This is a genomic window from Streptomyces sp. NPDC127106 (assembly GCF_042677605.1).
Lineage (GTDB): Bacteria > Actinomycetota > Actinomycetes > Streptomycetales > Streptomycetaceae > Streptomyces.
Map to the genome: position 1 here is coordinate 1 of NZ_JBHXTC010000099.1, position 12,951 is coordinate 12,951.

The following is a 12,951-nucleotide window of genomic DNA, read 5'->3' on the forward strand; positions in this document are numbered from 1 at the left end:
GACTACGAGCACCAGGCGAACGCGCCTTCGCACGCTTGAAGTCCTGGAGAGTCATGCGCCGGGCACGCTGCTCGACCAACCGCATCGGCCGCACCATCAAGCCCTCCAAACCCTCCTTACCTGCGGATATTCAGGATGAAAGAAGCTCACTGAGACTCCTAAAAATTGCATTGAACAGATGCACCTTGACGGTACATTACCGGCGCTGCATCTAGATCATTTAACCTGATATATCGCGGGAAAGAAGGAGCAAAGAATCGGCGATTTCGGCCGCATGCAGAGCTTCGTCTTCGAGCCACTTCAAGACCCGCTGTACCTGGTCACTGCTGCCAGCTGACCGCGCCATGGTGGCGTACATTTGAATGGCCTCAGTCGAGCTGCGGAGTTCATGAGCTACATCTGCGATCGCTGCGCGGGGGTTAGCAGGCATGCCTATATGTTGCATGCTGTTCCTGTGAACCTTCTGTGTGTCCGCTGAGTGCGACGTGAACCGACGCGCAGGGAAGCGACCCGCGCGGGTCCCGCACGCGGACATCCAGAAAGAGTCCGTCCCACCCCGCCGGCACATCTGGCTGCGCGTCGACTCCTACTGAGCCTCTTTCATCCTGAGTCGTGGCAGGTCAGCAGGGTGTGGATGGCTTGGACGGTGCGGCTGATGCGGTTGGTGGAGCATCGTGCCCGGCTAAGGGTTGTCCCGCTATGACCTGGAGGCCCCTGTCGGGGTTCGAAAAGTTCAGCCGGATCGAGGCGACCTATGGGTTTGAGTTCTCCCCAGAGCATCGTGCCTTCCTGGCGGCAGGGTTGCCGGTTGCCTCACCTCCCGAGGAAGGCGCAACGTGGCAGCAGCCCTGGCCCGACTGGCGTCACGCGGATGTAGACGACCTGCGCCATCGGCTGGAGTGGCCGGCACGAGAAGTGCTGGGCGACGTCGCTCACGGCAGCTGGCATCGGGCCCTGGGGGTGCGTCCCGCCACCACTGAAGAGGCCGTGGAGGTGGCCCGAGCGGTACTTGCGCAAGCGCCGGACCTCGTTCCCGTATACGCGCACCGCTTCGTACCTGCGGGTCGCGACACCCCAGGACATCCGGTCTTGTCGGTGTGGGGAACCGACATCATCTGTTACGGCCACGATCTGGCCGATTACATCGACCACGAGTTCGGCGAGGTTGACGAGGATGCGCCTTGGGCTCCGCAGGCGTCCGTGCCGTTCTGGAAGGACTTCCTCGGCTGAGACTGCCGCCAGCTGGCGCCGACGGTAAATGATCTCTGTCGTGCCCGGTGTGATCACGGCCTCGGAGCCGTCCTGGATAGCCCCATTCACGGGGCTGAGCCCGCGCTGCTTCGGCGAACTTCTGACCGTGCTGCGGCGCGATGGAGCAGATGCAGTCCACCGAGGCCGGCCGTGGAGCCTGCCGCTGGAGGACCGGGTGTTGCTGGTCACGGCCTATTGGCGTACCAACCTGACGTTGCGGCAGCTCGCTCCGCTGTTCGGCGTCTCAAAGTCCACGGCTGGCCGAGTCATCAACCACCTCGGACCCCTGCTCGCGCTCCGGCCCCGCAAGCGGTTCGCCAAGAACACTGTGCTGATCGTGGACGGCACCCTGGTCCCCACCCGGGACCAGACCATCGCCGAGCGGTCGAAGAACTATCGGTACTCCACCAACCATCAGGTCGTCATTGACGCCGACACCCGCCTGATCGTGGTGGTCGGTCGGCCGCTCGCCGGGAACCGCAACGACTGCAAGGCGTGGGAGGAGTCCGGCGCCAAGGCCGCCGTCGGCAGGACCCTCACGATCGCCGACGGCGGCTACCCAGGCACCGGACTCGTCATCCCGCACCGCCGGCAGCGTGGCCAGACCGAACTCCCAGCTTGGAAAGAGGATCACAACAGGTCCCACAAGCAGGTCCGGGCACGGGTCGAGCACGTCTTCGCCCGGATGAAGACTTGGAAGATCCTCCGCGACTGCCGCCTCAAAGGCGACGGTGTCCACCACGCCATGCTCGGAATCGCCCGGATGCACAACCTCGCCATCACCGGATAAACCAACGAGCTTCACCATGATCAACCCTGCCCGAGGCGACCCGGAGATTGCTTACGGGACAACCCTTAGGATCCGCCAGGACTTCAAGCGTGCGAAGGCGCGTTCGCCGGGTGCGCGAAGGCGGGCATGTGCGCGGTTGAAGTCCTGGTAATGCGCAGGCTGGATCCGGTGGTGGTAGGGGGTGCGGACGGTGGCGCCTGCGCCCTGGTAGGCCCGGTCCGCCAGGACCAGGGTGTCCCTGGTTAAACAGGCTTGGACGATTCCGTGGGCCCGGGCCGAGGCCAGATCGTGGGTGCGGCCTGGCAGGGCGCGGGAGAACCATAGGGGTGTGCCGTCCGGACGGACGATGACCTGCACGTTCATCCCATGCTTGCGGTGCTTTTGGGAGCAGTACGGCTCGTCCGCGGCGATGCGGTCGGTGGGGATGAGGGTGCAGTCAAGGATGACGAAGTCGCCTTCACCCAGCCCGATGAGGGCCTGGTGCAGGTCCAGTGCCCACGCGGTCGAGAGTCTCGTCGACGTATCGCCAGGCCGTCGCCTCCGAGACCCCGAATCCGGCACCGACCTGCGCAAATGTCTCGTTCTTCCGCAGGTGGGCCAGTGCCAGCAGGGCCTGCTTGAAACAACCGAGCTTGCGCCAGCGCGACTTCACCTCACGCCGCCGGTTGTGGATGAGCCAGGAGGCTCAACGAGCTCATGCGGGATGTCGAGCATGGAAGGATACGGAACCAACAGTCGGCCGCCCAGGACATCCCTTCGGCAAAACCCCGGCTTCACCGCGCTCGCGCCACTGGCGCCGCCACCTCTCCATGGACCGCTCGCTGACCCGCAACGCGGTACCGATCTCCCCGTTCCTCTGCCCGCTCTCGAAGCGTTCCACGGCCTGCAGCCGGACTCGCTCCCGCGCGGCCCTCCCAGCGTCGGTCAACCCACCGCCCTGCGCGTATCTCACGGTCCAGAGCTACCGGAAGGAGCCTCCCGCCGTCAGCCACATGGCTCTGACATCACCCAATCAAGTTCAGCAGCGCCCTTTTACTAACACGGCCGAAAACGATCTTGAAAGTAATCGGACTACGTGATCGACTGCGCCCAACACATGACAACGCACGCACAAATTGTGGGGTTAGAAGATGTCCATGCTGAGGTGAACGGCATTCTGTGGTGCTCTGATCGCAGCGCTTGGCCTTGCGATCGTTCCCTCAACCTCGGCTTCGGCAAACCAGACGCCCCGCGGCACTCCGGAAGCCTTGAAAGCGGTTTCCAATACACGAACGAGCGCAGCAAACTCCACCTCGAGATCGGCGGGTACAACACTGCGAACGGCGTTCAGGCCACATAGTGGGCCATGAACTGGGCGGCAATCAGAGATGGTCTTGAGTACGTTTAGTAGCTTGATCGCGCTTTCTGTGTGTGATTCAAACGCGGAAAGCGCGACTATGCGATTTTTAAGGGGAAAGTGAATGTCCTTAGTGAAGCGTATCGGGTCTATAGTCGGCACTCTCGCCGTCGTGATCGGGGCCACGACTGTTCCGGCTTCCTCGGCCTCAGTCAATGTGTTCCTCGGGGAGAGCTTGGTGAATGGTAATTCCGGCCTGTGTCTCGAAGTCGCCGACTGGAGTACCGCCAACGGTGCCGTAGTGCGCCAGTGGGAGTGCAGTGGCGGCGCCAACCAGAGGTGGGTTTGGAACGGATCTCAGTGGCGAAATAAAAACAGCGGTAAATGCCTTGAGATCGCGGACTGGAGCGTCCAGCAGGGCGCGAAGGCCAGGCAGTGGGAGTGCGGTAGCGGCCAGAACCAGCAGTGGATAGAAGGGGGCAGCCGCATCGCCAGAACGTACGAAAACAAGCACAGCACCCTTCTTCTGGAAATACCCGGATTCAGTACCTCCAACGGCACTCAAGCCGATCAGTGGACTCGTAACAGTGGTAACAACCAGGTGTGGGTACTGTACGGGTGATACTCGAGGGCACTTCCATTTCGGGAGTGCCCTCGGACCCAGATCAGGCCGTGGGCGGTGATGCCATCGTTGGCCATGCGGCCGGCGATGCGACTGACGCGTTGCCGGTCGCCGTCACGACGCATTCCCACTCCGTGATGGTGCGGACCAGCTCCAGCGCGGCACCGCGGACCGAATCCGCAACCGACGTATCAACGAACGCACCGGACATGAGGTCGACCTCGGCGAAATCGTCAAGGGTGCGTGTCCGACACCGGCGGCGAGTACGTGATCGTCGAGCCCGGGGAGCTCGACGACATCGCGCCGGGCCGGTCCAAGGCACTGGAGGTGTCGGAGTTCGTCGATCTCGACACCGTCGACCCGATCTTCTTCGACAAGACGTACTACCTCGGTTTTCCGACCGGTCGCGTCTTGACGGGGGCCGTGACCTGGGGTTGAACATAGCGAACATGGGCGTTCTCCGTCCGGTCGGCGGTTCCAGAGTATTGGCGTTGGACCCCGGCCGAGCGGACACCGTTTTCAGGAACCTGGTGTCGTCCACTCAGCACCGCTTCCGCGTTGCCGAGGTGCTTGATGACGTAGTCCCGCACGTCGTCCAGGACCCCGTCCGCGTTCCAGTTGATCCGGTTCAGCAGCCGGTGGATCCGGTCCGGACCCGCATGCCCCGCCTCCTCGGCCAGCGCCCATCCGTTCTTCCGCTCTGTGGACGTTCGCGTAATTCGGCTCTGTCTGGGATCTTGTGATGTCGCGGGGCTGTGCTGGTGAGTCTCCGGGTGTGCGCTTCAGGGGTGTTGGGGCGGCCAGGACCACGTCCGGCGTGACTCTGAGGCGGCCGATCCGCCGGGGTACCGGTAACCGGGCCATGACCTGCTCGAATGCGGGTGCATCACGGGCCTGTCCAGGCGTGAGAACGAACGCCAGCGGGCGGCAGTGGCTGTCCGCGGCAATGTGGATCTTGGTGGTCAGTCCGCCGCGGGACCGTCCGAGGGCATGGTCGGCCGGCTCGCTGGCCGGGGCCCCTTTTGACGGGCCCCGGCCGCGTGCTGATGTGCCCGGACGATCGTGGAGTCGCTTCTGCTGCCCGCCGCAGCGGCCAGCCGTCCTCGACCACGCAGCGGGCCAAGCGCAGACGTCCGGTCTCGGTCAGGGGTGCGTGGTGACCACGTACCGGGAGGCCCGGCGTTCACATGCCTACTACCTGCCCTTTGGCCGTCCGTGCTGCCCACGTCCGTTTTGTATCCCGCAGCGGATGGCCAAGAAGGCCCCCAAGGACACGGTGCCGGCCTGCCCCCAAGTCATCCGCCGATTCCAGGACGTCTTGGCCACCTGGGTCGGCACCTCCCCCTGTCACCGCGACGTGCCCGCACGCACTGTGCGCGTCTTCCTCATCCACAGGGTCCACAGGGAAACGTGGGCAGGGATGAAAGGAGAGCAACGTGCAGGACCACACCGGCCGTGGTGCAGGCCCGGTCATCCTCACGCGTACACACTGGCTGCTGATAGCGGTCGTCGTCTGCGGCGCGGTGCTGATCGCCGGGGTCGGATTCGTGGGCAGCTACAGCGCTGTGCGAGACCTGGCCCAAGACCAGGGCTTTGGATCGTTCTCCCACATCCTGCCCATCGGGATCGACGCTGGCATCGCGGTGCTCCTGGCCTTGGACCTCCTTCTGACCTGGCTGAGGATCCCCTTCCCGCTGCTGCGGCACTCAGCCTGGTTGCTCACCGCTGCCACGATCGCGTTCAACGCTGCGGTGGCATGGCCTGACCCGATCGGGGTGGGGATGCACGCCGTCATCCCGGTTCTGTTCGTCGTCACGGTCGAGGCGGCCCGACATGCGGTGGGCCGACTCATGGACCTCACCAGCAACCAACACATGGAGTCCGTCCGCAGGATTCGCTGGCTCCTTGCGTTCCTCCCGACTTTCAAGATGTGGCGCCGAATGAGGATGTGGGAAGAGCGTTCCTACGAGCGGGCGGTCCGGGTCGAGCAGGGACTGCAGATCGAAAAGGCCAAGCTGCGAGCGCGGCACGGGCGGTGGTGGCGGCGCAAGGCCACCCGCGACGAGCTGTTTCCCCTCTACCTGGTCGAGCTTGGACTTCCGATCGACACTCCGCAGACGGAGCTGGACACCTCGTCCTCCCAGGCTGCCCTCCCAGCTGCCGGCACCTCCGTGAGCAGCGTCGAGCCAGCGCCTCCCAATGCGCCAAGCGTCGAGACACCTGAGCGGGAGCAGGCTTCGTCCAGAGAGGAGCCCGGAAGGGAGTCTCCGAAGCATCGGCGCCGACGTCCGGCACCGGGCAAGACCCGCAGCGGCCACCACCAGCCACCGCCCCTTCGAACCCACGCCAGCTCGACCGCCGACCCTGCCGCCGCGGCCTCCCAGCCCGAGCACGAGGAGCTCCACGCCAAGAGGCTCCGGGAGATCCGCAGTGATGCCGAAGCCGTCCGCTACGCCATGGCGGCCCTGGGCACGACGGAGAAGCAGCAGCTGGCCTCGTGGCTCATCCAACACGGACGAGCCGTCAATCGCGGGACCGTTCACCGGGTCACGAAGACGCAGGCGCCCTGACCCCGCGGCTCCGCGCCATCACGCCTTCGCCGGAGACCGACATCCCGGGGACAACACCGATTCCGTACAGCAACCCGAAAGGCACCCATGCCTACGACCCAGCAGCTCAACGGCGCCGACGCCACCGGAACCACATGTGCCCGCCGAGAGACCGCCCTCACCACGCCGACGGCCTGGCAGCAGCGCCCTCCGACCGGGCGCGCCCGCCGGATCACGGCCGTGGCCCTCACAGCCGCCTTGCTTGTCACTGGCGGGAGCGGCTGCGGCCAAGACAGCACCAGCAGCCCCACCGAGAAGAGCACCGCGGCACCGCAGGCGGCTCCCAAGGCCCCCTTCGCCCCGGCCGGGCTTGCCCAGGCGTGGAAGACCCCGCCCACCTCCTCCGACTGGCTGCAGTCCCGGCTGATGGCCACCTGGCGCACGAACACCGCCTACTACATAGGCCGAGGGACTGGCGTGGAAATCCTCGACCCCGCGACCGGAAAGCTGATGGGTACCGTTACCCCGCCAGAACCGGACATGCACCCCTGCGGCATGACCGAAGGCCTCACCGCCGGCGGACTCGGCGCCATCGCATGGATCAAGGGCAACCCGCACCACTACAAGGCCAGCTGCGACCGGATATCCCTGATCGACACCCGCAACGGCAACAAGATCACCTGGACCAAGCAGATCAACGGCGCACCCCTGGACGGCAAGGCGGTCACCGACGACACCACCCGGCTTGCCTTCATCGCCGGAGACGTCCTTACCGTCATGACCCCGAACACGGTCGTCGGCCTGCGCCCGGACGGCGCCGAAGCATGGACCTGGCGCAACGCCGGCGTCCCCGCCAACGCGTACGTTCTCAACTGGGACATGACCACCCACCACGACCGGATCATGGTGATGATCGGCATGCAGGGCGGCCCCGAGCTGTGGAGGTACTGGGTGGCCACCCTCGATGCCACAGGCCGGGAGGTATCCGCCAAGCCCGTACCCATGCCCGTTCCCTCTGGGGGGCGCGTGCGCCTGGTCGGTGCCGGACCGATGGCCGCGATCGTACTGCGCGAAGGATTCGACAAGACGACCAAGCCGGAGCTGGTGCTGTTCGCACGGGATGGCAGCGTGGCCCGCCGCATCCCCCTCGCCTCCAGCGCGGGCGACATCCAGCTCAGAGAGACCTCCCGCCTCGGCCGCGCCTCGCGTTTCGACATCGCCTTCGGCGGATCCACGGCCTACCTGGTCGCCGGCGACTCCATGAGTGACACCGCACCGACCCAGATCGTTGCCCTCGACCTCGAGACCGGCGCCACCAAGTGGACCCGGCCCGTCGACATCATCACCACGCCCCGCTTCCTCGGAGCCGACCCGGACAACGTGTACGTACTGGGCGGAAAGGCCACCAAGGACATGCCCGTCTACGCCTACGCCGCGAAAGACGGCTCCCGGACCCAGATCAGCACCGTGAAGTCACCCGACACCCTCATGCCGATGTCCGGGCTGGTCATCGACTACAGCGCAGGCAACCTGGCAGTGGTCGAGCCCGGGCGCGGGCTCCTGTTCGGAGCCGTGATGTTCCGAGTCCCGGGCTCCTGACAGGATTCCCGTGGGCGACCGGCGGTTGCAGCGCACCTTGAGCACCATGGCGCCAGGTGATCAAGCGCTCTGGGAGCTGCCGCGGCCGGGCTGTCGGTTCGCGCCTGTTGTGACCTGGCTACCCGGCCTCAGCATCTCGTGAGTGGACCGTATTCCTTCGATTGACCTCCCTCTTCCCGCGAGCTCACGTGCCTGGCGCTGGATCTTTGCACCCCTTCGGCATGGCCTTTGAGGCTGCCTTCGTCTTCAACTGAGGATCGGCAGCAAGATGCGGCGGCAGGACCGTGGTCGCGTCGATCCCAGCGGACATGAGTTGCTCTCGTCTGATGTGGAGGGACTGCAGGTCCGCTCCATAGAGTCTTGTGCAGGACAGCGTGGCGCCTCTCAGATCTGCGTTTGCCAGGACTGCATAGCTCAGGTCCGCATTGTTCAGGTGCGCATCTCGCAGGGAAGCGCCTGGCAGGTTCGCAGCATGCAGGTTCGCGCCGGTAAGGTCCGCTTTGTACAAGTATGCTTCCGTCAGGTCCGCATCCTCCATCTCCGCGCCATTCAGATGTGCGTCCTCCAGCCGCGCTTCCTTCAACTTCGCTAGGTTCAGGTTCGCGCTCGTCAGGGTCGCGCGGTCGAGGTCTGCTCGGTTCAGGTACGCGTCGCCCAGGCGTGCGTTAGTCAGGCGCGCGTCGTTCAGTTCCGCAAAGGTCAGGTCCGCGTGGTACAGGTCCGCGTCCGTCAGGTTCGCGTGGTCCAAGTTCGCGTGGTCCAGATTCGCGCGGTTCAGATTCGTACCGGTCAGGGTCGCGCTGGTCAGATCGGCCCTGGCCAGATTCGCCTCGTTTAGCTGGGCGCCATGGAGGTCGGTGTCGTGCATGTCGACGTGCGCGTTTCCGTCGTTGCGGCTGTCTCTATACCCGAGGACAGTGAGGGCCGCGGTGAGATCACTGCCCAAGGCCTTCTCGCTGGCATGCGGCTCTTGTTTCGGGCTGTGGGCACGGATGTAGGTGGAGATGACGTTGATCACGGTGGGCTGGTCACGGGGTGAGTCCTGCATGACGCGCTGGAGGCCGTAGAGACCGCCCAAACGTACTTCTTCGGAGCCTTGGTTACCGAGGAGTTCGACGGCTGCCATGTACCGATCGGTAATATGCCCTTCCCGGTCGATGTTCTGGGCGCTGTTGACCTGCCTGATCGAGTACCCGGTGAAGCCGACAACGACGAGTGCGCTCAACGACGCCAGGACGGCAACGGTCTTCTCCAGCCGCATCCACATCCGCCTGCGGGCGCCAGGGCCGCTGTCGGCAGGTACGGGGTCCTGAGTCTGTCGGCTGCTCCGCTGCCTGATCCTCCGCAGCCGACTGGTGGGAGCCGTCGTCCGGCGTGCCCTCGTCATAGCGCAATTCGAGCTGGCAGCCACTGTTCTTGCGCGTTCGAACCGCCGGTAGAGGCGTAAGGGGTCACCGGTCAGGCGGAGCCGTCCTACTCGCACCCAAGGACGAATCCTTGGGTGCGGCAAGCCTTCGGGAGGGCTGGTCGGCTTGAGGCTCGTTCCGACGGTGTGTGCCAGGCCTGTCCAGCGGTCACGGGCAGGGACGGAGACGCGGATCTGACGACGGTCCGTGCGGCACGGGGGACAGGTCGGTCCTGGGCAAGGGGCCGAGCGGCTGACGGCCACGGAGGCTGTCCGGGCTGGTCATCGACTTCCGGGCAGGCAGCCTGGCGCTGCTCGAGCCCAGGCGCGGGTCGCTGGTCACTGGCGCCTCAGGGCCGCCGGGTGCGGGATTCGGCAGACCGGGGCGATGGGAGCAAGAGGGAGGTCTCGGCGGCTTCGGATACTTGGGAAGAACTGGAGCTCACAGGTGAACGTGAGGCCCTCGACCGCACCGCCTCGCTAGACCGGACCGACGAGTCGCCCGGTGCTGTCTCGGATTCCGATCCGCATCCCAGCCTTCCAGCCTCCCAGCACGGGCCACCACGTGCCGAACACGAACAGCCCTCGGGAGGCGGCTGGCGCCGTGTGCTACTTCTCGATTCGTCGGGTGGCGGGGTGAACACCAGGGCACGGACGCCGTGGAAGCCACCCGCTCGTCCGGCCTCGCTCGTGGAGGCGTGGTCAAGGGCACCGGCCAGCAGAGCTGTCCACCTTTGGTTCAGCATGGATCGGCATCGATCAAGGTCTCCTCGATGAGTTGAAGGCCCGCCCATGTCGTCTTCCTCATCCACAGGGAGGCCCGCCTACCGTCCGACGCGGATTGGAACCCGATCACAGAGCGGGGCACACGCAGCGAAGGACGGTAGGGATGGGGAGCAGCAGTTTCGACCGGCAGCTGGAGGAGATTGTCGAGACCTCCGCGAAGGCGCTGGGCCGCTTTCTCTCGGGACTGGAGATGGACGGGATCCGGCGTACGGACGCCAGCTTCATACACAAGGGCGGCCGGGTTCTGGACGGTGTAGAGGGCCGGGTTGGCAAGTGGTCCTATCTGCCGTACGGACAGCGGCTCCTCATCAGGCTTGGAGGGCTCGGGGCGCTGGGCGGGGGCGGCTATACCTACTGGCGCTTCCCCGAGCAGACCTTGGACGTCCTGCCCTACGGGGGAGCCGGCGTCTTCACCCTGGCTGCTGCGGGCGGGATCGTGCACGGCATCCGCAACCGCGGCCAGGCCGAGCTCCTCAAGGAGTGGGTGGAGCCCCTGCACCTGGCCCTGGTTGGACCACTCGGCCTGTCCCCGCACACCGACCCCCGCTCCTACCTTCATGTCCCGAAGAACTTCAGCGACGACGACGCCGTCATCCGCGTGGACCTGCCCGTCGCTCTCGGCTTCAACGAGAGCGCCGTCATGGAGGCCATCACCCAGAAGCTGGCCCTGCAGGGCGTTTCGTTCTCCTGGACCCGCGAAGGCCGAAAGCCGTACGTCCTGGCCCGCAAGGTCCAGCGGCCCCCGTCCAAGGTGGTCTTCTCCGACCCCCGCATCAAGGCGCTCGTCGAAGGTGTCCCGGAGTCGGCCCCGCTGATCGGCCTCGAACGCGGCGACAAGGTGGTCTCCGTCGACCTCGACGCCGAGTCCCCGCACGTACTGGTCAACGCCGGCACCGGTGGCGGCAAGTCGGTCATCCTGCGCACCATCGCCGCCCAGCTCATCCACAACGGGGCGCTGGCCTACGTGCTCGACTTCAAGCGGGTCAGCCACCAGTGGGCACGCGGAGTACCGAACGTCACCTACTGCCGTGACATCGCCGACATCCACGAGGCGCTGATCGCGCTCGGTGAGGAAGGCCGGCGGCGGATCCACGCGGCGGAGAAGCTCGGGGACGACGCGGACGCCTCGGCCGTCGGCCCTCGGCTGGTCATCCTCCTCGAGGAGATCAACGCGACGATGAAGCAGCTGACGCGGTACTGGGAGAGCATCAAAGAGAAGGGCGACCCCAAGGTCAGCCCGGCCGTCGACGCTCTCGCCGAGATCCTCTTCATGGGACGCGCAGTGCGGCTCAACGTCCTGCTCGTCGCCCAGTCCGCCACCGCCCGCGCGCTCGGCGGACCGGAGATGCGAGAGAACTTCGCGACCCGCATCCTCGCCCGATACACACAAAACGCCTGGCGCATGCTGGTGCCCGAGGTCCACCCCGCGCCGAAATCCACCCGCCACATCGGCCGCGCACAGGTGGTCCTCGGCGGCGTCGCCCACGGCACCCAGGTCATGTTCATGACCGACGGGGAGGCGCGCGCCTGGGCCATGGCCGGCCCATCCCCGAAGTCGCTGCTGGACTCCACCCCCGCCGCTCCCGCCCGTCCGCAAATGCCCCAACACCCCGAACACCTGCCGGCCCCGGCGACCGAAGCGTTGCCGGCCAAGGCGCCCGCCACTGAGCAGGAGCTCGCCCCGACCGGCCCGCCCCCGCCGTCACCGTCGGACGCAGTGCCGTCCGAACCGGTTCAGGCTCTTCCTGTGGCCGCTGCTGAGCAGCCGACCGAGCTGCGCAAGGAGCCGACGGAAGTCCCCATTGGGCTGCGGAAGGCGCAGGAGGAACTTCTCCCCGAGCTCACCCTGAACGCGATTCGCTGGGCCCGCGCCAACGACCCTGACTTCCCCAAGCACGCGTCCAAGAAAGGCGCCGAACTGCTGTACCTACCTTCGGACCTCGTCAGGTGGGGGCGGAACCGGCAGCGAGCGTCGACCAGCACGACACCGTCCTACGAGGACAGCGTCATGGACTTCTCCTGACCCCTCCCGGCTTCGGATGCCTTCTACCCCCCCGGCCGCACCAGCTGCCGTCGTGGCCAGGGAGAGCGACGGAAGGGGGCTGAGCCTTCAACATGCCGTGACTGTTCACGGCATCCCGCGGTCCTGCGCTGGAGACTGTTCTTGTGGACGATCGTCAGGAGCCTCGATCCTTGATCGCGCGGTATCTGAGTCGAGTGTTTGCCAAGTTCAGGCAGTGGTGGCGCGATCCCCAAGGACATGCGCTGATTATCGTCCTGCTCGAGGCATCGCCACCCGCTACGACAAGAGCCCCGACAGCTACCTCGCCGGCCTCCATCTCCGCGCCGCAATGATCTGGATCGACGACCTCCTGAAGGCATCCGAATGATCACGACATCACACAGGCCCTAGAAGGCCGATGAAGATCTTGTTGTGGGGCTGTCCGGCCGTAGGCCGGGCGGCCCCTCGGTTATGTGGTGGCGGGGGTGATGGCCCAGGTGGTGCCGGTGTGGGTGAGTCCGAGGTTGATCAGCCGGCGGAGGTTGAGGGCGGCGGCTCGGGTGTGGATCCAGGTGTTGTTCTTGATGGTGCCGCGGTAGCGGAGTCTGCGG

Annotated in this window: 10 protein-coding genes and 4 pseudogenes; 8 read left to right on the forward strand and 6 right to left on the reverse strand. The window is 65.8% G+C overall.

Features of this window, described 5'->3' with window-relative positions:
• A pseudogene (locus ACFVGY_RS36655) lies at positions 1-139 on the forward strand (IS5/IS1182 family transposase); the annotation flags it as partial.
• 81 nt (positions 140-220) lie between these two features.
• On the opposite strand, the gene ACFVGY_RS36660 reads toward ACFVGY_RS36655, so the two are convergent.
• A complete protein-coding gene (locus ACFVGY_RS36660; protein WP_385686595.1) occupies positions 221-568 on the reverse strand; it encodes a histidine kinase dimerization/phospho-acceptor domain-containing protein in 348 nt (115 codons plus the stop codon).
• Between the two features lie 131 nt (positions 569-699).
• On the opposite strand from ACFVGY_RS36660, the gene ACFVGY_RS36665 reads away from it, so the two are divergent.
• Complete coding sequence (locus ACFVGY_RS36665) at positions 700-1,230, forward strand: hypothetical protein (protein WP_385686598.1); 531 nt, start codon at positions 700-702, stop codon at positions 1,228-1,230.
• A gap of 40 nt (positions 1,231-1,270) precedes the next feature.
• Positions 1,271-2,041: a transposase gene (locus tag ACFVGY_RS36670; protein ID WP_385686601.1), complete on the forward strand. Its 771-nt coding sequence runs from the start codon at positions 1,271-1,273 to the stop codon at positions 2,039-2,041.
• Positions 2,042-2,104: 63 nt separating this feature from the next.
• Here the strand turns inward: ACFVGY_RS36670 and ACFVGY_RS36675 are convergent.
• Both ACFVGY_RS36675 and ACFVGY_RS36680 read right to left on the reverse strand, forming a co-directional pair.
• A pseudogene (locus ACFVGY_RS36675) lies at positions 2,105-2,755 on the reverse strand (transposase family protein); the annotation flags it as partial.
• Positions 2,736-2,993: a helix-turn-helix domain-containing protein gene (locus tag ACFVGY_RS36680; protein ID WP_385686603.1), complete on the reverse strand. Its 258-nt coding sequence runs from the start codon at positions 2,991-2,993 to the stop codon at positions 2,736-2,738. The pseudogene ACFVGY_RS36675 and the gene ACFVGY_RS36680, both read right to left, overlap by 20 nt.
• Positions 2,994-3,501: 508 nt before the next feature.
• Between ACFVGY_RS36680 and ACFVGY_RS36685 the strand changes: the two genes are divergently transcribed.
• Together ACFVGY_RS36685 and ACFVGY_RS36690 are read left to right on the forward strand one after the other, a co-directional pair.
• Positions 3,502-3,999, forward strand: coding sequence for an RICIN domain-containing protein (locus tag ACFVGY_RS36685; RefSeq protein ID WP_385686606.1), 498 nt, complete (start codon positions 3,502-3,504; stop codon positions 3,997-3,999).
• 243 nt (positions 4,000-4,242) lie between these two features.
• A complete protein-coding gene (locus ACFVGY_RS36690) occupies positions 4,243-4,437 on the forward strand; it encodes a Ku protein (RefSeq protein ID WP_385686609.1) in 195 nt (64 codons plus the stop codon).
• An 8-nt stretch (positions 4,438-4,445) separates the two neighbouring features.
• On the opposite strand, the pseudogene ACFVGY_RS36695 reads toward ACFVGY_RS36690, so the two are convergent.
• Both ACFVGY_RS36695 and ACFVGY_RS36700 read right to left on the reverse strand, forming a co-directional pair.
• A pseudogene (locus ACFVGY_RS36695) lies at positions 4,446-4,700 on the reverse strand (transposase); the annotation flags it as partial.
• A 178-nt stretch (positions 4,701-4,878) separates the two neighbouring features.
• A pseudogene (locus ACFVGY_RS36700) lies at positions 4,879-5,069 on the reverse strand (IS5/IS1182 family transposase); the annotation flags it as partial.
• 366 nt (positions 5,070-5,435) lie between these two features.
• On the opposite strand from ACFVGY_RS36700, the gene ACFVGY_RS36705 reads away from it, so the two are divergent.
• A complete protein-coding gene (locus tag ACFVGY_RS36705; protein ID WP_385686612.1) occupies positions 5,436-6,569 on the forward strand; it encodes a DUF2637 domain-containing protein in 1,134 nt (377 codons plus the stop codon).
• Between the two features lie 87 nt (positions 6,570-6,656).
• Positions 6,657-8,147, forward strand: coding sequence for a hypothetical protein (locus tag ACFVGY_RS36710; protein WP_385686615.1), 1,491 nt, complete (start codon positions 6,657-6,659; stop codon positions 8,145-8,147).
• A 184-nt stretch (positions 8,148-8,331) separates the two neighbouring features.
• On the opposite strand, the gene ACFVGY_RS36715 is transcribed toward ACFVGY_RS36710, so the two are convergent.
• Positions 8,332-9,408, reverse strand: a complete 1,077-nt coding sequence (locus ACFVGY_RS36715; RefSeq protein ID WP_385686618.1) for a pentapeptide repeat-containing protein — start codon at positions 9,406-9,408, stop codon at positions 8,332-8,334.
• 1,033 nt (positions 9,409-10,441) lie between these two features.
• On the opposite strand from ACFVGY_RS36715, the gene ACFVGY_RS36720 reads away from it, so the two are divergent.
• Positions 10,442-12,361, forward strand: a complete 1,920-nt coding sequence (locus ACFVGY_RS36720; protein WP_385686621.1) for a pRL2-11 — start codon at positions 10,442-10,444, stop codon at positions 12,359-12,361.
• Positions 12,362-12,951 lie beyond the last annotated feature (590 nt).